This is a genomic window from Celeribacter sp. ULVN23_4, from assembly GCF_054788345.1.
Window position 1 is genome coordinate 542,687 of sequence record NZ_JBTVYO010000002.1, and the last position, 17,718, is coordinate 560,404.

The 17,718-nt window shown below is 59.7% G+C and carries 17 protein-coding genes; 3 read left to right on the plus strand and 14 right to left on the minus strand.

What is annotated here, in order from left to right:
* Positions 1-13: 13 nt before the first annotated feature.
* The 7 genes from ACYBHZ_RS07960 to ACYBHZ_RS07990 form a co-directional block, all read right to left on the minus strand.
* Positions 14-964: an ABC transporter permease gene (locus tag ACYBHZ_RS07960; RefSeq protein WP_460273722.1), complete on the minus strand. Its 951-nt coding sequence runs from the start codon at positions 962-964 to the stop codon at positions 14-16.
* A 118-nt stretch (positions 965-1,082) separates the two neighbouring features.
* Positions 1,083-2,747: a peptide ABC transporter substrate-binding protein gene (locus tag ACYBHZ_RS07965; RefSeq protein ID WP_460273723.1), complete on the minus strand. Its 1,665-nt coding sequence runs from the start codon at positions 2,745-2,747 to the stop codon at positions 1,083-1,085.
* 97 nt (positions 2,748-2,844) lie between these two features.
* Positions 2,845-4,176 (minus strand): NAD(P)/FAD-dependent oxidoreductase, encoded by a 1,332-nt coding sequence (locus ACYBHZ_RS07970; protein ID WP_460273724.1) that lies wholly within the window; start codon positions 4,174-4,176, stop codon positions 2,845-2,847.
* 1 nt (position 4,177) lies between these two features.
* On the minus strand, positions 4,178-4,882 hold the full coding sequence (locus ACYBHZ_RS07975; RefSeq protein WP_460273725.1) for an SDR family NAD(P)-dependent oxidoreductase: 705 nt from the start codon (positions 4,880-4,882) through the stop codon (positions 4,178-4,180).
* A complete protein-coding gene (locus ACYBHZ_RS07980; RefSeq protein ID WP_460273726.1) occupies positions 4,879-5,400 on the minus strand; it encodes a MarR family winged helix-turn-helix transcriptional regulator in 522 nt (173 codons plus the stop codon). The genes ACYBHZ_RS07975 and ACYBHZ_RS07980 overlap by 4 nt, the downstream gene beginning before the upstream one ends.
* Positions 5,401-5,604: 204 nt before the next feature.
* The gene (locus tag ACYBHZ_RS07985) at positions 5,605-7,230 is read right to left on the minus strand and encodes an ABC transporter ATP-binding protein (protein WP_460273727.1); all 1,626 of its coding nucleotides are present in this window, start codon (positions 7,228-7,230) and stop codon (positions 5,605-5,607) included.
* Between the two features lie 312 nt (positions 7,231-7,542).
* Positions 7,543-8,664 (minus strand): quercetin 2,3-dioxygenase, encoded by a 1,122-nt coding sequence (locus ACYBHZ_RS07990; RefSeq protein ID WP_460273728.1) that lies wholly within the window; start codon positions 8,662-8,664, stop codon positions 7,543-7,545.
* Positions 8,665-8,765: 101 nt separating this feature from the next.
* Between ACYBHZ_RS07990 and ACYBHZ_RS07995 the strand changes: the two genes are divergently transcribed.
* Positions 8,766-9,662: a LysR family transcriptional regulator gene (locus ACYBHZ_RS07995; RefSeq protein WP_460273729.1), complete on the plus strand. Its 897-nt coding sequence runs from the start codon at positions 8,766-8,768 to the stop codon at positions 9,660-9,662.
* A 6-nt stretch (positions 9,663-9,668) separates the two neighbouring features.
* Here ACYBHZ_RS07995 and ACYBHZ_RS08000 read toward each other — a convergent pair whose 3' ends face one another.
* The 7 genes from ACYBHZ_RS08000 to ACYBHZ_RS08030 form a co-directional block, all read right to left on the minus strand.
* Entirely contained in the window at positions 9,669-10,253 is a 585-nt protein-coding gene (locus ACYBHZ_RS08000) for an HNH endonuclease (RefSeq protein ID WP_460273730.1), read from the minus strand.
* A gap of 134 nt (positions 10,254-10,387) precedes the next feature.
* Entirely contained in the window at positions 10,388-11,998 is a 1,611-nt protein-coding gene (locus tag ACYBHZ_RS08005; RefSeq protein ID WP_460273731.1) for an ABC-F family ATP-binding cassette domain-containing protein, read from the minus strand.
* Complete coding sequence (locus ACYBHZ_RS08010; RefSeq protein WP_460273732.1) at positions 11,970-12,107, minus strand: hypothetical protein; 138 nt, start codon at positions 12,105-12,107, stop codon at positions 11,970-11,972. The genes ACYBHZ_RS08005 and ACYBHZ_RS08010 overlap by 29 nt, the downstream gene beginning before the upstream one ends.
* A 159-nt stretch (positions 12,108-12,266) precedes the next feature.
* Entirely contained in the window at positions 12,267-12,929 is a 663-nt protein-coding gene (locus ACYBHZ_RS08015; protein WP_460273733.1) for an alpha/beta hydrolase, read from the minus strand.
* A 143-nt stretch (positions 12,930-13,072) separates the two neighbouring features.
* Positions 13,073-13,696, minus strand: coding sequence for a DNA-3-methyladenine glycosylase family protein (locus ACYBHZ_RS08020; protein ID WP_460273734.1), 624 nt, complete (start codon positions 13,694-13,696; stop codon positions 13,073-13,075).
* Positions 13,696-14,433, minus strand: a complete 738-nt coding sequence (locus ACYBHZ_RS08025) for a precorrin-6A/cobalt-precorrin-6A reductase (protein WP_460273735.1) — start codon at positions 14,431-14,433, stop codon at positions 13,696-13,698. The genes ACYBHZ_RS08020 and ACYBHZ_RS08025 overlap by 1 nt, the downstream gene beginning before the upstream one ends.
* Entirely contained in the window at positions 14,434-15,474 is a 1,041-nt protein-coding gene (locus ACYBHZ_RS08030; protein WP_460273736.1) for a cobalt-precorrin-5B (C(1))-methyltransferase, read from the minus strand.
* 108 nt (positions 15,475-15,582) lie between these two features.
* Here ACYBHZ_RS08030 and cobA point away from each other — a divergent pair, with 108 nt between their 5' ends.
* Positions 15,583-16,440: a uroporphyrinogen-III C-methyltransferase gene (gene cobA / locus ACYBHZ_RS08035; protein WP_460273737.1), complete on the plus strand. Its 858-nt coding sequence runs from the start codon at positions 15,583-15,585 to the stop codon at positions 16,438-16,440.
* Positions 16,440-17,711, plus strand: coding sequence for a cobyrinate a,c-diamide synthase (locus tag ACYBHZ_RS08040; RefSeq protein WP_460273738.1), 1,272 nt, complete (start codon positions 16,440-16,442; stop codon positions 17,709-17,711). Before cobA ends, ACYBHZ_RS08040 begins: the two co-directional genes overlap by 1 nt.
* Positions 17,712-17,718: the final 7 nt, after the last annotated feature.

The window sequence follows — 17,718 nt, forward strand, 5'->3', positions numbered from 1 at the left end:
GAGCTACGGTCCTTCAGTCGAGACGAATGCGCGGATCAATCAGCGCGACGATGAGATCGGCGGCAAGGTTGCCGATCAGAACGAGCATGGCGGAGGCCATCAGAAGCCCCATCACGACCGGGTAATCCGAGTAGCCGAGGCTATCGAGGAACAGCCGCCCCATGCCGGGCCAGGTGAACACGGTTTCCGTCACGAGCGCACCGCCGAGAACCATTGGAAGTTGAAGCCCTGCGAGCGTGATCATCGGAACCAGAGAGTTGCCCACGATGTGTTTGAGGATCACGCGACGGCGCGTCAGGCCCTTGGCTTTTGCGGTACGCACGAAATCCTGATTGATCACGTTCAGTGTCGAGGTCCGCATGTACCGACTCCAGATCGCCACATCGACAAGTGCGAGCACGGCGGCGGGCATGATCAGGTGGCGCAGGTAATCGAGGACGGAGCCGTCGCCCACCGTGTACATGTTGCCCGCAGGCAACCAGCCAAGGTTCAAAGAAAAGATGTAAATCGCGATCAGACCGAACCAGAAGGTCGGGATTGAGAGCGCCACCATCGCCAGCACCGTCATGGTGTAGTCAAAACTTCCACCGCGTTTGAGCGCGCTGAAAATGCCGATGGTGCTGCCCAAGGACACGGAAATCACCGTCGCCGTCCCCATCAGGAGCAGCGTTGCGAACAGGTGGCTGCCGATCACATGAAGAACGGATTGTCCGTCCCGATAGGAGGTGCCCCAATCGCCGACCACCAGATGCGTGATCCAGTCGAAATATTGCACCACAACCGGGCGATCGAGGCCCATTTGCGCGGCAATCTTGTCGATCTGTTCCTGCGTCATACCGGGGCTGAGCGCGAATTGCGACAGTGGACCACCGGGCGCGAGGGTCAGGACCGCGAAGCCGATGAAGGACACGATCAAGAGCAAAATGAGACTCTGTCCGAGCCGGGACGAAATATAGCGCAGCATCGAGCCGCCCTCCTTGTGCGGTTTTTAAGAGCGGCCAGCCGCAGGGGGGAGGAATTCGGCTGGCCGGGACATGCGGCGGGAAGGGACGCCGCATGTCTTTATGTCCGAGGTGTTGGCCTCAGATGCGTTTCCAATCGCGCACGTTCCAGGTGTCGATGCGGTTGTTCACATTCGGCGCCGGGCCGGTCACATCGGCTTTCCAGCCTTTGATCACGGAGTATTGGAACAGCGGCAGGAACGGCAGGTCTTCGCGGATCACGGCCTGCATCTCCTGATAGATCGCCTTGCGCTCTTCGGGGACGAAGTTGGCAGCGCCTTTGATCATCAGCTCGTCGACCTTTTCGCTTTGATAGGCGAAGGTGTTCTGGCCAGAGCCGCCGCGCGCCGGGGACATGGTGGACATGAAGTAGTCCGAAGTGTCCGGGTCCGCGCCTGCAAGCGTGTTGAGACCAACCATCACGGAATCAAACTCGGAGTTCATCCAATAGTCGCCCCACATGACGGCCGGCGGGAAGTTCTTGATCTCCATCTGCACACCGATCTCGGAGAAGGTCTGCTGGATGAACTGCTGTGCCTGCTCGCGCAGGTGGTTGCCTGCGGTGGTCGAGTTGGAGAAAGCCAGTTTCACACCGTCTTTTTCACGAATGCCGTCAGAGCCTTTGACCCAGCCCGCCTCGTCGAGAAGCGCGTTGGCTTTGGCGATGTTGAACTCATGCTTCGGCAGGTCCGGGTTATAGTAGTAGGACTGCTGCGGCATGTAGGTCTCTGTCGGGGTCGGCACACCGTAGTAGAGCGCATCGATGATCGAGGTCTTGTCGATTGCGGCGTAAAGCGCTTTGCGCACGGCCGGATCTTGGAACTGATCACGCATCATGTTGAGCCCGATGGACTCAAACGTCGCCTTGCCGGACACTTTGACGACTCTGCCGTCGAGTTTTTCGGCCTCTGCAAGGTGATCCGGGGTGATGTATTGAAGCCCCACAACGTCGATGTCGCCGGATTTGAACTGCGTGTACATCACGTTGAGATCAGGCACGTATTTGATGATCAGAGTCTCAAGGAAGGGACCATCCATGTGGTAATCGGTGTTCGCTTCGAACTCGATGTGATCACCTGCCATGCGGTTCTTGAATTTGAACGGGCCGGTGCCGATCGGCGTCGTGTTGAGCGACGTGTCGTTTTTGTCGGCCACACCGTCAAAGATGTGTTTCGGCACCATGTAGGTGGAGGCAAGGATCGCGGCCATCGGCGCGAAGGGCTCGCTCATTTCCCAAGTGATCTCCGTGTCGGACACCACGGTGATGTTCTGCATCAGCTTGTAGCCGGTGGAGCGGAAGGAGCGGAAATCCGGGTCCATCGTGAGTTCGAGGGAGAACTTCACATCTTCTGCAGTAAACGGCGTACCGTCATGCCAAGTGACGCCATCTTTCAGTTTGACGCGCCAGTTCAGACCGTCCTCGGAGATGCCGCCATTGGCCACCGACGGAACCTCGGTCACGAGAATGGGGAAGAATTCACCCGCCGGGTCAAAGTCGAACAGCGGATCGTAGACGGCGTAATAGAGGCCTTCGTCCACTTCGATATGCGGCATCAGCGGGTTGAACACGGTCGGTTCTTGCGAAAAGGCCAGCACCAGCTGTCCCGACGGATCGGCATTGGCGGCAAAGGCGCGATCACGCCCGATGGCAACCGGCCCCAAAAGACCGGTGGCCCCTGCGGCCCCCATCATCATCAAAGCCTGACGGCGGTTGAGATGTGCGGAATTTTTCTTCTCGTCAGTCATCTTCTATTCCCTGTTGTTGCGCAGGTTGGAGGAGGAGGAATGATCCGTGCCTGTGCTTCACGAACCAGTCACGCGGGCGCGCAAAACGCCCGGTATGTCAGTAGCCGCTGATGATTTCGATTTTCGATCCATCGCTAAAGCGGCTGAAACGGAACGGTGTGGGATCAACGACCGGGGTGCGCCCCAAAACGAGATCCGCGGCAAGGCGCCCTGCCCCCGGTCCGATCCCGAACCCGTGGCCGGAGAAGCCCGTCGCAATGTAGAAGCCGGGGATTTGGTCAATCGGCGAGATGACCGGGATGGCATCCGGCGTCACATCAATTGCCCCGGCCCAACGCTGCGCGATCTCGGCTTTCTCGAAAACCGGGAAGGCCTTGCGCAGATTGTCCAATGCCTTGTCCTGAAGGTTAAAAGCCGGTTTCGGATCAAGCACGCGGTTGTACTCAAACGGGCTGGCCTCGTCCAAAGACCATTTGTTCGGCAGGCGCGCCTCATCATAGAACCGGCCACCAAAGCGCAGCATGAGCGCTTTCCACTCCGCACCGAGCGCCGGAAGGAAATCACGCATATAACGGAAGCTATCCGGCACGATATCGACGATGTTGCGGAACCCGTCCGCGATTGTGTAACCGCCGTCTTGGCGTTTCCGGATGGAGAAGCCTTCCGACCAGATCGCATGTTCCGGCCCGCCTTCGAGCGGTTTGGTGCGAATGACGGAATTCTTCACCTTGAGCTGCGGCAGACGCAGCCCGGTGTTCCGCGCAAACAGGCTTGACCACGCACCGCCCGCCAGAACAACCTGCTCACAGGCGATCTCACCGCGTTCTGTCACCACGCCGCAGACCTGCCCTGCTTTGGTTTCAATCCCGCGCACGGCGCATTCGGTCAGGATATGCGCGCCGCGATCCCGTGCCGCCTCGGCAATCGCCGGTGCCGCCTTTTGCGGCTCCGCGCGACCATCGGCGGCGGTGTACAGCGCGCCTTTGACATCCATTTTCGAGCCGGGCGTCAACTCATGGAATTCAGCCGCCGACAACATGCGGCTATCAAACTGATATTCCTTGAGATATTCGAGCCAACGCGCGTGCTCGTCATATTCCTTGTCACTGGCGCAGGCAAAGGCGATCCCTGCCCGTTTGTAGCCAAGATCGCGCCCCGTCCGCTCGGCCAGCGTTGGCCAAATCCGTAAGGCTTCCGCCATGAGCGGGATTTCTCGCGGATCGCGTCGCGTAATCCGGACCCAGCCCCAGTTCCGGCTGGATTGTTCGTGACCGATGCCGCCCTTTTCACAAAGCGCCACCTTCAGCCCCTTGTCGGCAAGCTCCAGTGCCGTCGAGGCACCGATGATGCCGCCGCCAATGACGACCACATCGACTTTCTTCGGCAATTCGAGATCGCCATGAACGGGAACGACGAAAGGACCGGGCATGTCAGAACGACTCCTCAAGTTGGCAATTGACGCAGAATTCCGAGACGCTCGCCTCGCCCGGAAGATTGATCAGCATTTCAATGACCCGTGCGAGATCCTTGGGGTCGGTCATCGCTTCGGCGGCACGCTCTGTCAGGCTCATCGCCATATCCGTCGCCACAAACCCGGGACAAACCGCCGTTGCGCGGATGCCGTCATCAAAACCCGCGTGGCGCAGCGCGTGCGCCAGACCAACGGCTGCGAATTTCGAGATGGAGTAAGAGCCGGAGCGCGCCGACTTCACGCGTTTGCCGGAGAGCGAACCAAGGATGATGACGCGGCCTGTCCCGGAGGCTTTGAGCCCGTCCCAGCTTGCCGCCGCGAGACGGCGCGGCCCTTGGACATTGATGTCGAGAAGTTCAGTCATTTCCGCGTCAGTGATTTCGACAGGTGTTTTCGGGATCATGATCCCGGCATTGGCGACAACGGCGTCAATCTTGCCGTGCTGCGCCATGACCTCAGAGGCCCAGTCTTTTGCGCTTTGCTCATGTGACGCGTCATAGGCGCAAACATGGACGCGCTCGGGGGCCTCTTTCGCCCAATCCGGCATCACCGGGGTGCGCATCCCCAAAGAAACAGTCCAGCCAGAGTTGAAAAGGGTTTGCGCTACAGCGGCCCCAATGCCGCGGCTGGCGCCGGAAATCAGGGCGATACGGGCTTGGCTCATTCGAGTTTCTTCCTCATGTTCAGATAAGCGCGTTTCAACATGCGCATGAAAACTTCGCGGTCTTCCGGCTCAATAAAGTCGAAGAATTCTTCTTCCTGCTGCCGGATGATGCTGCGGACCTGATCGGCCAGTGCGTGCCCCTTCTCCGTGATGAACAGAGCTTGCGCGCGTTGATCCACGGCATCGGTTTCGCGGCGGATGTCTCCGGCTTTGACCAGCGTGTCGATAATCCGACCTGTCGCCGGACGGTCCCGCATGAGCACTTCGGCAATCTGCGAGGGGCGCACGCCCGGATAGCGGTCCACGAGCAAAAGTGCGGTGATTTTGCCTTTGCCCTTGGCGACATCGAGATGACCCATGCGTTGGTCCAGATCGCGGGACACGACGGAATCGAGCGAGCGGATGTACCAACTGAATGCCCCGGCAAGCACATCAATATGCAAACCTGACAAGGTAAGTGGCTCCTGATCCTGTGGTGTCTCGATCTCTGTCATGGGGCTCGTGCGGTGAGGCGTCATTGTCATCTTTCCTTCATGTTTCGAGGCCGCGCGGCCTGTCGCAACGATTAAGTTGCAAATTACAACTAATTGGTTGTGAAAAACAACCAATGCCTGTTTTTCATTCACTTGACCTAAGTAAAATGCCGCAAATGGCCAGTCTCTGAGCAAAAAGAAGGGCCGCCGAAGCAGCCCTTCCGGTAAATCATGTGGCAAAGGTTTGGGTTACGCCGCGCTCGCGCCGGGAATCGCAGCGATCAGAGACCGGGTATATTCATGCTGAGGGTTCTGGAAAATCTGCGAGGGCGGGCCGTATTCGACCATTTTGCCGCGATGCATAACGATAATCTCATCGCTGATCTGGCTGGCCACCCGCAGATCGTGCGTGATGAACACCATCGCAAGCTTGCGCTCACGCCGGATTTTGTCGAGCAGTTCGAGCACCTGCGCCTGGATCGACACATCCAGCGCAGACACGGCCTCGTCGGCGACGATCACTTCGGGATTGAACATCAGAGCCCGGGCAATCCCAACACGCTGCCGCTGACCGCCGGAAAACTCATGCGGATAACGGTCAAAGGCGGAGGCGTCCAATCCAACGAGATCCAAAAGCTCCTCTGCCCGCTTGCGGGCGTCATCTTTGGTCAAAAGATTATGGGCAATCGGCCCCACCGTCAGAGCCTGACCAATCGTGAAACGCGGGTTGAGCGATGCATAGGGGTCTTGAAAGATCATCTGGATGCGCGGGCGCAGGTGACGAAAGTTGTTCTCATCAAGCTCCAGCGTGTTCTCGCCTTGAAACCTGATCTCGCCGCTATCGGCCGGGATCAGCTTCATCAGCACCTTCCCCATCGAGGATTTGCCCGATCCGGACTCGCCCACGATGCCTATGGTCTCGCCTTTGTGGAGCGTAAAGCTGATGTCATCGACCGCTTTTACCTCGCGCATCCGGCCCAGAAACCCGCTGCGTGTCCGATAGGTTTTGTGCAGATTTTGGACTTTCAAAGCGACGGGACGGACCGCGGCACGCTCTCGGTCAATCTCACGCATCCTCGGAACGGCGGCGATGAGCTTTTGCGTGTAGGGATGAGACGGCGCGTCGAGCACCTGTCGCGCGGGCCCCTGCTCGACCAGATGTCCCTTTTCCATCACGATCACGCGGTCCGCAATCTCGGCGACCACCCCGAAGTCATGGGTGATGAACATCACGCTCATCCCTTTGCGCTGTTGAATGCGGCTGATCAGATCCAAAATTTGCGCCTGTGTCGTCACATCAAGCGCGGTGGTCGGCTCGTCCGCGATCAGGATATCGGGATCAAGCGCCAGAGCCATGGCGATCATGACACGCTGGCGTTGACCGCCGGAAAGACGGAACGGATATTGATGCTGGATCAGCAGCGGGTCAGGCAGACCGACCTCCGTCAACATCTCCACCACCTTGTCCGTGCGACTTTCCGGCGTGCCCATATTATGGGTGTCCAAAACTTCGCGAATTTGATCCCCGATGGTCATCAGCGGGTTCAACGCAGACAAAGGGTCTTGGAAGATGATCGAGACGGCACGCCCGCGCAATTTGCGCAGCTCGCCTTCGGACAGATCAAGCAGAGAGCGCCCTTTGAAGTCGATGCTGCCTTTCTCGATGGTCATAACCTCCGGCAAAAGTCCCATGACAGTGTTCGCCGTGACGGATTTGCCGGAGCCGGATTCACCGATGATGCAGAGGATTTCGCCGGGCATCAGATCAAAGCTGATGTTCTGAACGGCGTAGGGACGGTCATGTTTTCCCGGAAGCGCAACAGAAAGATCGCGGACAGACAGGACGGGCGTCACGCCCGTGGTTTGGTCAGTCATAAGTTTTCTCATCGTTTGTCATTATTATTGCCCATCCAGAAACCGCCCCCGGATCGCTCGGGACAAGCCATGTGGACGTGGAAAAAAGAACGCGCGGCGCGCAATGACGAGAAACTGTGCAGGATTTGGCTGCGATGGCGTTTTCTTAGGCGCGCGCCCCGTTGCGACGAGAGGATCATCGCCCTCCACATCCGAAATCGAATCTCTGACAGACTGATGCCAGGTATTCAGACGATTGACGCCCCCCCAAAAAGAAAGGACCCGCAAAGCGGATCCTTAAAAGGGCATGAATGCCCACATCCCTCACTCAGATCAATCGCGCACAAGCAGCACGTTCAGATCCAATTCGTCCATATGCGACATAACGCGATCGAAACGGAAGGCTGGCGGCTCGACCGGGAACACATGGATGTCCGTCGGATCCCCGATATAGCGGAAGAACGGTTCAAATACCGCCGGCACCAACCACCCAAAGAATTTCGTGTACGGCGTGTCGAGACGATAGCTGTGCACCGTTCCGGCCGTCACCTGACAATAGTCACCGGGATAAAGCGTTAGCTCTTCGCCATTGACCCACAATGTCATGCGGCCTTCGAGGCAGAAAAAGTTTTCCGTATGGTGCTTGTGATAATGCCAAGGGATCGGCGAGCCTGACGGCCCTTCGGTCATCACGGCGAAAAAGCTGCCCTCTGTCGAGGCAGATGTTTGGAGGAAGGAAAACAGCTGATCTGCGGCCACGAGACGTTCCCCCTCGCCTTCCATCAGCACATAGGGTTGCTTGGCCGCAGGAACACCGCGCGCAGTCACGATCTCGGCGTCGCTTTCAGGTAGATCGCCGAGCCACGTCACATCAGACGCTTTGGCAGCGGCATCAAGTTTCGCCTGCGCAATATTCAGGTCGGGGGTCTCAGGTTGCATCGGGCGCGTAAACGGTGTGCCGAGCGTTTCATAGAACCCACCGAGCCCGTCTCCGATCGACCAAGTCAGGACACGTGTGCGCCAGCTTTTCATGCGATACCCGTGAGAGGTGCCTGCCGGAACATAGGCATAATCGCCCGCCGTCAAAAGATGGACCTTGCCATCAAGATGCAACTCCAGACGTCCCGCCATGACATAGAGCGCTTCGTCGCTCCGCTCATGTCGGTGCAAGGGCAGTCCTGCGTCCATAGAGCCAGTGAGAACCGCAGCGGAGCATTCTCCTCCGGTTTCCTGCGGACGCGCAATGAGGGTCGCAACCTGGCCGCCGAGCAGATGATATTCGCCTTCACCGTCGCGCAGAGCGTAGAGTTTTTGACTGCCGGGAAGCTTGCCGGTCGCCTGTGCGAACGGAATTTGACCGAGAGGCGCGTCGGCCAAGGCAACGTCCCCGGTGATTGCGGCGGCAGCGCCGCCAAGTGCTGCATTTCTAAGAAAGTTTCGGCGTGAGAATTTCATGATCTTGCCTGTACGTGTTTCATTGATGGCGCAGAGGTAGATCGAAAGAAAGATAAGGTCTAATATGCTTTTATGACATATACATCAGTTTAAGTGATCAAATGGAACTTCGTCATCTTCGCTATTTCACCGTCTTGGCCGAAACGCTGCATTTCGGGGCCGCAGCGGACCGTCTCAACATTGTTCAGCCTGCCTTATCGATGCAGATCAAGAACTTGGAAGAAGAAATTGGCGTTGCGCTTTTCACCCGCTCGCGGCGAAACGTATCGCTCACCCCGGCGGGACAGCTGTTTCTGGTCGAGGCGCGTCGCGCTCTGTCTCACGCGGCGCAGGCCAAATATCTGGCTCAGGAAGCGGGGCGCGGCGTCACCGGGCAGCTCAGACTTGGGATTTCGGCCGGGCCTGTGCATTCAGGTGTTTTAAGGCACATGATGCAGGCGTTTCGCAAGACCTGTCCGGGGCTTCTCGTCGAACCGGTCGAACTGCACCCTGCCCGTGCGCCCGAGGCGATTTTGAGCGGTGATCTCGATGCCTCGCTTGGCACCGTCACGTCTGTCGCCGTGCCGGAAACGCTGCACCGACATCAACTGGCGTCGCATTCCGCAATTTTGGTTCTGCCGGAAGACCATCCTCTCGCAAAAGAGCATGAAATCCCCGTCGAGAGGCTGCGGCAGGAAACCTTTGTGGGCTATGCTGGTCCCGATGATCTGCCCGGCATGTCCTTGACCGCGCAGGTGCTTGGGTATGTGCCCGGCTTCCATCGCACCGTGAGCAGCCCCACGATGACCATAGGTGTCGTCGCAGCCGGTCTTGGAATTGCGATCATACCGGAAAGCATAAAACGCCCGGAAATCGGTGCGGTTTTTCGCCGATTGAAGGATCGACAGGTCGATATTGATGTGACGCTCTTGTGGTCGAAGACTGCCAATCAAACGACGGCATCCGCTTTGGAACGTGTTTTGGTGGAGATGTCACGAAATGACGGCGGCGCAACATAGCCCCGCTCACATTTCGAGTTCAGCATCCCAATAGAGAAAGTCGATCCAGCTTTCATGCAGATGATGCGGCGGGAATTTGCGGCCCATGTTCTTAAGCTCCTCGGCGCCCGGCGCGCGCGGCGGTTTACGTAGGCTCATACCCGCGTGGCGCAGGGATTTGGACCCCTTTTTGAGATTGCATGGCACGCAGGCGGCCACGATGTTTTCCCAGCTTGTAATCCCGCCCCGCGCGCGCGGGATGACGTGGTCAAAGGTCAGATCGCCTTTGGAGCCACAATATTGGCAGCGGAATTCATCCCTTAAAAACAAATTAAAGCGCGTGAAGGCCACGCGCTTTTGAGGTTTGACATAATCTTTGAGGACGACGACCGAAGGGATACGGATTTTACAACTCGGGGAATGCACGAAGTCGTCATATTCCGCGACGATATCGACCCTGTCGAGAAACACCGCTTTGACCGCCTCCTGCCAAGGCCAGAGCGACAGCGGATAATAGGACAAAGGCCGGTAATCCGCGTTCAACACCAAAGCCGGATGCGCCTTGGCCGCGTTGGGTTCCCTGACAAAATGTGTCCTAAAGTCTCCATCCATGATCGCACTAGACCTCGTCCTGCTCAGCATTTCGCTCGCGGGACGGGACGACCCGTCCCATATCTGTACTTTCACTATATATCGCGGCTTTAACCTGGCAAGCCTCAGTATATGCGAAAACCTCACAGAAGTCTCTACAGCGCTTTCGTGACGGCCATATGACGCGAATTGAGGCAAAGCTCGTGCGAAACATCCAGATGGCGCACAAAATGGGCGTCATGGCTGACCACGATCAATGCTCCGTGCCAATTTGAAAGTCCCTCTTCCAATGCCTCCAACGCATCGAGGTCGAGGTGGTTCGTCGGCTCGTCCAACAGCAACAGCTGCACCGGGTCACAACCTTCTTCTGCCGCCCCCAAAAGCGCAATCGCCGCACGGAGGCGCTCCCCGCCTGAAAGAACCGCCACAGGTTTGAGCGCGTCCTCCCTACGAAACCCGGCATGTGCGAGAGCCGTTCGGATGGAGGCTGAACTTAACCGCGGGTACTGCGAAGTCACACTGTCCAGCAAAGTGCCATCCCCCGACAATCCGCCGCTTTGATCCAGACGGAGCCCTCGGACGCCCCGCGTCACGGACCCGCGCTGAGGGGCCAGCTCCCCGGCGATCCCGCGCAGCAGGGTCGACTTCCCTGCCCCATTTGGTCCGCGAATCCAGAGCCGTTCGGGCCCGCTCAGGGTCAGCGAAATCGGCCCAATGTCACACGTCCCCACGGAGAAAACCGCCTCACGCAATTCCAGAACCTGTTTCGAGCCGGGCAAATCGACCTCCGGGAATGGCATTGCCACGGGCGTGATCCGTTCGATCTTGCCGAGCACCTCCGCCTGAGCCGCCGTCAAAGCCTCCGCCCGCCGCGCGCTGGCCTTAAGTCGTCCGCCTGCTGAGGCCTCAGCCCCCTCTTTGGCTTTGTCCAAGAGCATTTTGGACTGAGACCCATCCCGGAGCGCTTTACCCTGCCGCGCTCGGCGGGCCTGCCGCGCTGCTGCCTCTTGTGTGTGTTGCTCATGCTGCCGCAAGGCGCGCTCCGCTTTCTCGGCACGCGCCGACAATCGCACCCGCTCCGCCTCTTTTGCGGTCTGAAACTCCGTCCAGCCGCCGCTAAATTGGGCGACGGAACCGTCGGGTTCCAATGAGACAATCCGGTCAACCCTTTCCAACAAGGCTCGATCATGGCTCGCGACCAAAGCGACCCCACGATGCGCTTGCAAGGCCTCCAAAAGACTGTCCCGCGCATCAGTGTCCAGCGCGTTCGTCGGTTCATCGAGCAACAGGATATCTGGGGGATCAAAAAACAGAGCCGCCAGCGCCGCGCGGAGTTGTTGTCCTCCTGACAGGGTTCCAAGAACGCGATCCGCCGCAACTTCCGGCAATCCGAACCGCGTCAACTGGGCGGCAAGACGTTCTTCCAGTGTCCAGTCGACATCCTCGAACGCGCCGAGCGTCGGCTCCCCTGCCAGTGCGCGCTTCAGATCACCGAGCGCCTCGGCGGAACCGAACAGCGCGCCCACGGTCTTCTGCGGGTCGGGGGTTTGATCAAGCAGACGAACAGGACCGGACAGCGCGACATGCCCGGACACCGGCAAATCGACGGTGTGAGCCGAAGCGGATCGGCCTGCGATGAATTTAAGAAGTGAGGATTTCCCCGAGCCGTTCCGCCCGACAAGCCCGGTCAAACCGGGCCCGAGGGTTAAATCAAAACCGTTTGATGACGCCGCAGGCTCAGAGCTTGCGTTTGCGGTCCTCAACACGGATGCGGATAGGGAGACGTTCCTCAGTCGGACGCTGGGATACGAGGGCATAGGCCACCATGACACCGATTGCGATCAATGCGGATGCGGTCATCATGAGAATGTCCATTTTTCAGCCCTCCTAGCTTTATATCAAAAAGGTAACATCCGAGGGTGCAGGGTCAAGGGGCCGGGATCAGGAACTGACGAAAAATCGTTACACATGGCTAATATTCGCCATTTTGGAGCTTTGTCACGCAAGCCCCTTACGCCCAATCGGCTCTTTGCCTCATTCGTAGCCAAGTTTTTCACGCAAAAACGCGAGCGCGACTCCCAGACCGTCCGGAGAAATCCCGTGTCCCATGTCGCGCATGATATGGGCATAGGTCTCAAACCCTGCCGCCTGAAGCGCTTGTCCGGCCTCGGGCATGGATTGCGGTGGGACGACTTCGTCCTGATCGCCGTGGAGCAGAAGAACCGGCATCGTGACCCGTTTCTCGTCTTCAAGCATTTCTGGTTCGATTAGGCGACCAGAGAAGCCGACAACGCAGGCAAAGGCTTCCTCACGGCGCGGCGCGACATGCAAGGACATCATCGTGCCCTGCGAAAAGCCAACGAGAGCGACCTGCTCCGCCTCGAACCCGTAATCGACCATGATATTGTCAAGATAATCGTTGAGCTCGTCCACCGCCCGCATCATGCCCGCGCGGCTTTCCTCCTCTGATGAGCCGTCGATCCACGGGATCGGGAACCATTGATAGCCCATCGGATTACCCGTGCAGCGTTCCGGTGCGTCTGGCGCAAAGAACATCGTGTCCGGCAGGTGTTCGCCCAGCGGATCGGCCAGCCCTAGAAGATCATTGCCGTCAGCTCCGTAGCCATGCAGGAAAATCACAGCAGAGTTCGTGCGCCCGGACAGGCTGTCACGTTTATGGTTGGTCAGATTGCTCATGGTTGCCCCTCATATTCCGCGTGTCTTGCGCCGCGCCCGATCTATCGTTCAGGCCAAGACTTAGGCGTAAAATCGTCTGCTCCGCAAGCGCTTGTGCCCCGAAAACAACCGCCCGAAAACAATGATCCGCTCGGTCACCCGAACTAGCGAACACCCTCGCGCTGTTTTGCCACCCGGTAGTAAGACCAAAGCAATCGCGCCGCGACCGAGCGCCACGGCGACCAGTCCTCGGCCATCTGGCGCAGGGCGCGCTCTTTCGGGCGCTCAGAAAGGTCGAACAACAGCCGCGCCGCTTCCTGCAAGGCCAAATCCCCCGGCGCAAAGACATCGGCGTGGCCCAGCGAGAACATGGCATAAATTTCCGCCGTCCAAACGCCAATCCCCGGCACCTCTGTCAAGGTCGTGACCACCTCGGACGTCGGGGCCTCTCGCAGCGCAGCGTAGTCGATCCGCGCCTCAGCCAGCGCCTTGGCATACCGCACTTTCTGGCGAGATAGCCCACAGGCGCGCAGGTCATCTTCACTTGCCCAAAGCACTTTGCGGGGGCCAGTCAATCGCGCGTCTTTCAATCGCCGCCAAATGCCATTGGCTGCGGCGACGGAGATTTGTTGGCTGACAATCGCGCCGAGCAGCTCTTCGAACCCGTCCTTGCGACGGCGCAGCGGCAAAGGCCCGGTCTGGCGCAAAGCATGGGCAAAGCGCGGCTCCCGCTCTGCCAGATGCAAGGCCCCTTCGGCCACATCCGCGTCGCAGGAGATGATCCGCATCAGAAGACCTCTCCGTGCTGTTCCGCCCATTCGAGCGCGTCGAGCAATTGTTCACGCCGTTCAATGCCTTCGGGCACTTTGGGGCGCGCGATCATCGCAATCGGAATGCCAAGCTTGCGCGCCGCATCCAACTTGCCCCGCGCCGCGCCGCCCGCGTTTTTCACCACGAGGAAATCCGGTTTTACGCGTTCGAACAGTGCGATCTCATCGGCCTCCGAAAACGGTGGACGCCCGGCGATCCATTCGCCCTTATAGGGAAAGGGCTCTTTCGGCGTGTCGATCGCGCGGCAGATCAAATGCCGCCCCGGCAAAAGCGGTCCGATCCGATCCAGACTTTGCCGCCCCGTCGCAAGGAACACCTTTGCCCCCATCGGGATCATGCCCGGCAGGTCTTCATAGCCTTTCAGGTGATGCCAGGCATCACCGGGCTGCGAGCGCCAGATTTTGCGTTCATACAAAAGATAAGGCAGCCCAAGCTCACGGCAGACTCGCGCACTGCGCTCCGTGATCCCCTCGGCAAACGGGTTTGTCGCGTCGATCACTCCGGTGATCCCGGCCTCCTTGAGATAGGACCGAAAGCCCTCTTCGCCGCCAAACCCACCGACGCGTGTCTCAATGGGATAGGGCAACGGCTGTTCTGTCACACCGGCGAGGGAGGCCACGGCCTTGATCCCGGCGCTGGCCAGATGGTCCGCGAGATTGCGTGCTTCGGTGCTGCCTGCGAGGAGAAGGATCATTTATGCGCGTCCAATTATCAAACCTTTACGGTCGATCACCACGATGTCGAAGACGCAGCCGCGCCCGCCGAACCGGCTTTCAACCTGTTCCAAAGCCTTTTGCGCCACGCGGGCGGCAAAGTCAGCCCCGGCGCGGTCATAAATTTCAAGTGCCGTGTTGCAATGCACAAGTTCCGGGTCGCCCATCTCATAGGCCCAATGCGCCTTATCGACCTGCGAGCGTTTGGAATGCAGGTCCATCTCGCCCTGCGCCAATTTCGCGATCTTGCCAATCCCGCCCCCAATGGTGACGCGCGGGACCGGGTGTTTCATCAGGTATTTGAGCATCCCGCCCGCGAAATCCCCCATGTCGAGCATCGCGCTCTCAGGCAAATCATAGAGCCCACGCACCACACGTTCCGAAGTCGCCCCGGTGCAGCCCGCCACATGCGTTACTCCTTCGGCGCGGGCGACATCGATCCCGCGATGGATGGAGGCGATCCAAGCCGAGCAGGAGAACGGCCGGACGACGCCCGTTGTGCCCAGAACCGACAAGCCACCCTTGATCCCAAGGCGTGGGTTCCATGTCTTGAGCGCGATCTCTTCTCCGCCCGGAATGGACACGGTGATCGTGACATCCGGCGATTGACCGAGGCGTTTCGCCATCTCAATCACCTGCCCCGTCATCATCTCCCGCGGCACCGGGTTGATCGCGGGCTCTCCCGGCGGGATCGGCAGGCCCGGTTTGGTCACGGTGCCGACGCCCGCGCCCGCGCGGAACTGAACGCCGCCGTCAGAGGCTTCAACTCGCACCCGGATTTCCGCGCCATGGGTCACGTCCGGATCGTCGCCCGCGTCCTTGATCACCCCGGCCTCAGCCCAGCCCGGCCCCTCGGCGCGGTAGCACAACGCGAATTCCGGGCGCTCGCCCTTGGGCAATGTGATCCGCAGCTTGTCAGGAAACCCTTCGCCCCAAAACGCCATCAAAGCCGCGCGGGTCGCTGCCGTTGCGCAGGCACCCGTGGTCCAGCCACGGCGCAAAGGAGGAGAGGTCTCAGTCATCGCCGCCACGATAAGCGAGCCGCCACCTCTTCACCAGCCCCTCCGCCAACCGCTTTCTCCGGTTCAAACAGACTTCCCCCAGCCCCTTCCCTTCGTCATAAAACAAGTATGACAGAATCGACGCTCTCCCTTCCTTCGGGCGACTGGCCCGCTCTTGAACCCGGTTGGGTTTGGCTTTGTGGTGCAGGTCCGGGCGATCCCGGCCTGTTGACGCTTCACGCGATCAACGCACTGCGGCAGGCTGATGTGATCGTCTATGATGCGCTTGTCGGCCAAGAGATCCTGAGCTGGGCGCCGGAAGGCACGGAATTGGTTTACGCAGGCAAACGCGGCGGGAAACCTTCGGCAAAACAAGCGGATATCTCCCTGCAACTCGTGGATCTCGCCCGCGCAGGCAAACGCGTCCTGCGCCTTAAGGGGGGCGATCCGTTCGTTTTCGGGCGCGGCGGCGAAGAGGCACAGACCCTGATCCAACATGGCGTCCCGGTGCGGATCGTTCCCGGTATTTCGGCAGGGATCGGCGGGCTGGCCTATGCCGGCATCCCTGTGACCCATCGCGACGTCAACCAATCGGTGAGCTTCGTCACCGGCCACGACCAGACCGGGGGACCGACCGGTAGCCTCGACTGGGCCGCCCTATCCCGCGCGTCCGGTGTTCTGGTGATCTACATGGGGATGAAACACGCCCCGACCATCCGCGAAGGCCTGCTCAAAGCCGGTCGTCCGGAAGATGAACCCGTCGCCGTCGTCGCCCGCGCCACTCTGCCGGAACAGCAGGTCTTGGAAACCACACTGGGGACGATGGTCGAAGACATCGCAGACGCGGGTCTGGAACCGCCCGCGATCATCTGTGTCGGGCGCGCTGTTCTGATGCGGCAGGTGCTCGACTGGCAGGCCCTGATGCGTGGCGAGACCCCGCGCAACCTTGATCCTCTCGGCCGTGGCAAACCCGCCGAGCAGGCCTGATGCCCGGTTTCCTGATCGCCGCGCCCGCCTCGGGCTCCGGCAAGACGACCGTGACCCTCGGGATTCTGCGCGCGCTGTCCCGGCGCGGTGTTTCTGTGAGGGGCGCGAAATCCGGCCCCGATTACATCGACCCAAGGTTTCACGAGGCCGCGACAGGTCGCCCCTGTGTCAATCTTGACGCTTGGGCCATGACGCCTGCGCGGCTCACCACTTTGGCTGCGGGAGACGGGATGCTGGTCATCGAAGGCGCGATGGGCCTGTTCGACGGTGCGCCACCTGACAGCAAAGGCGCGTCTGCCGATCTCGCGCGTTTGTTCAATTTTCCGGTTGTTTTGGTCGTCGATGCGTCGCGTATGGCGGGCTCCATCGCGCCTCTGGTCGCAGGCTTTGCTGCGCATGATCCGCAGGTCAAAATCGCTGGCGTCATCCTCAACAAAGTCGGCTCGCCGCGCCATACGGAGATGCTCGTTCGGGCCTTGGCACCGCTGAATATTCCCGTGATCGGTGCCCTGCCCCGTGCTGTGAACCTCAGCCATCCCGACCGCCATCTCGGCCTCGTTCAAGCGGATGAACGCCCGGATCTCGACGCTTTCCTCGATGCCGCCGCTGATGCGGTCGAGGCCGCGCTTGATCTCGACCTGCTGCAAGGTCTCGCCGGAGAATTGCCGCCCACCGCAAACGCCCCCCGCGTTCCGCCCCCCGCGCAAAGCATAGCCGTGGCGCGCGATGAGGCCTTTGCCTTCTCCTATCCGCATTTGCTCGCGGATTGGCGTGCGCAAGGCGCTGATATCCGGTTCTTTTCCCCTCTGGCTGATCAGGCGCCTCCCGCTGCCGATCTGGTCTATCTTCCCGGTGGTTATCCGGAACTCCATGCCGGACGCTTGGCCTCCAACCACCTCTTTCTGCAAGGTCTGCGCGAGGCAGCGGCCCGCCGACAGGTCTACGGCGAATGCGGTGGCTATATGGTTCTGGGCGATGGCCTGATCGACGCCGATGGGGTGCGGCATAAAATGGCCGGGCTTTTGCGGCTCGAAACCTCTTTCGCCACGCGCAAAATGCATCTTGGGTATCGTCATGCGGATGCCCTATCCGGCCCCTTCGCCGGCTCATGGTGCGCCCATGAGTTTCATTTCGCCTCAACGATCAGCGCCAAGGGAACGCCCCTGTTCACCGCCCGCGACGCCGAAGGAAACACGCTGCCGCCGCAAGGGCTGGTCGAGAGCCGTGTTGCCGGGTCTTTCCTGCATCTGATCGACCGCGCCGCAGATTAAGTTGCGC

Bases quoted from the DNA above. Each gene is read 5' to 3' on its own strand.
- ACYBHZ_RS07960 (WP_460273722.1), bottom strand. From the start codon at position 964: ATGCTGCGCTATATTTCGTCCCGGCTCGGACAGAGTCTCATTTTGCTC.
- ACYBHZ_RS07965 (WP_460273723.1), bottom strand. From the start codon at position 2,747: ATGACTGACGAGAAGAAAAATTCCGCACATCTCAACCGCCGTCAGGCT.
- ACYBHZ_RS07970 (WP_460273724.1), bottom strand. From the start codon at position 4,176: ATGCCCGGTCCTTTCGTCGTTCCCGTTCATGGCGATCTCGAATTGCCG.
- ACYBHZ_RS07975 (WP_460273725.1), bottom strand. From the start codon at position 4,882: ATGAGCCAAGCCCGTATCGCCCTGATTTCCGGCGCCAGCCGCGGCATT.
- ACYBHZ_RS07980 (WP_460273726.1), bottom strand. From the start codon at position 5,400: ATGACGCCTCACCGCACGAGCCCCATGACAGAGATCGAGACACCACAG.
- ACYBHZ_RS07985 (WP_460273727.1), bottom strand. From the start codon at position 7,230: ATGACTGACCAAACCACGGGCGTGACGCCCGTCCTGTCTGTCCGCGAT.
- ACYBHZ_RS07990 (WP_460273728.1), bottom strand. From the start codon at position 8,664: ATGAAATTCTCACGCCGAAACTTTCTTAGAAATGCAGCACTTGGCGGC.
- ACYBHZ_RS07995 (WP_460273729.1), top strand. From the start codon at position 8,766: ATGGAACTTCGTCATCTTCGCTATTTCACCGTCTTGGCCGAAACGCTG.
- ACYBHZ_RS08000 (WP_460273730.1), bottom strand. From the start codon at position 10,253: ATGGATGGAGACTTTAGGACACATTTTGTCAGGGAACCCAACGCGGCC.
- ACYBHZ_RS08010 (WP_460273732.1), bottom strand. From the start codon at position 12,107: ATGGACATTCTCATGATGACCGCATCCGCATTGATCGCAATCGGTGTC.
- ACYBHZ_RS08015 (WP_460273733.1), bottom strand. From the start codon at position 12,929: ATGAGCAATCTGACCAACCATAAACGTGACAGCCTGTCCGGGCGCACG.
- ACYBHZ_RS08020 (WP_460273734.1), bottom strand. From the start codon at position 13,696: ATGCGGATCATCTCCTGCGACGCGGATGTGGCCGAAGGGGCCTTGCAT.
- ACYBHZ_RS08025 (WP_460273735.1), bottom strand. From the start codon at position 14,433: ATGATCCTTCTCCTCGCAGGCAGCACCGAAGCACGCAATCTCGCGGAC.
- ACYBHZ_RS08030 (WP_460273736.1), bottom strand. From the start codon at position 15,474: ATGACTGAGACCTCTCCTCCTTTGCGCCGTGGCTGGACCACGGGTGCC.
- cobA (WP_460273737.1), top strand. From the start codon at position 15,583: ATGACAGAATCGACGCTCTCCCTTCCTTCGGGCGACTGGCCCGCTCTT.
- ACYBHZ_RS08040 (WP_460273738.1), top strand. From the start codon at position 16,440: ATGCCCGGTTTCCTGATCGCCGCGCCCGCCTCGGGCTCCGGCAAGACG.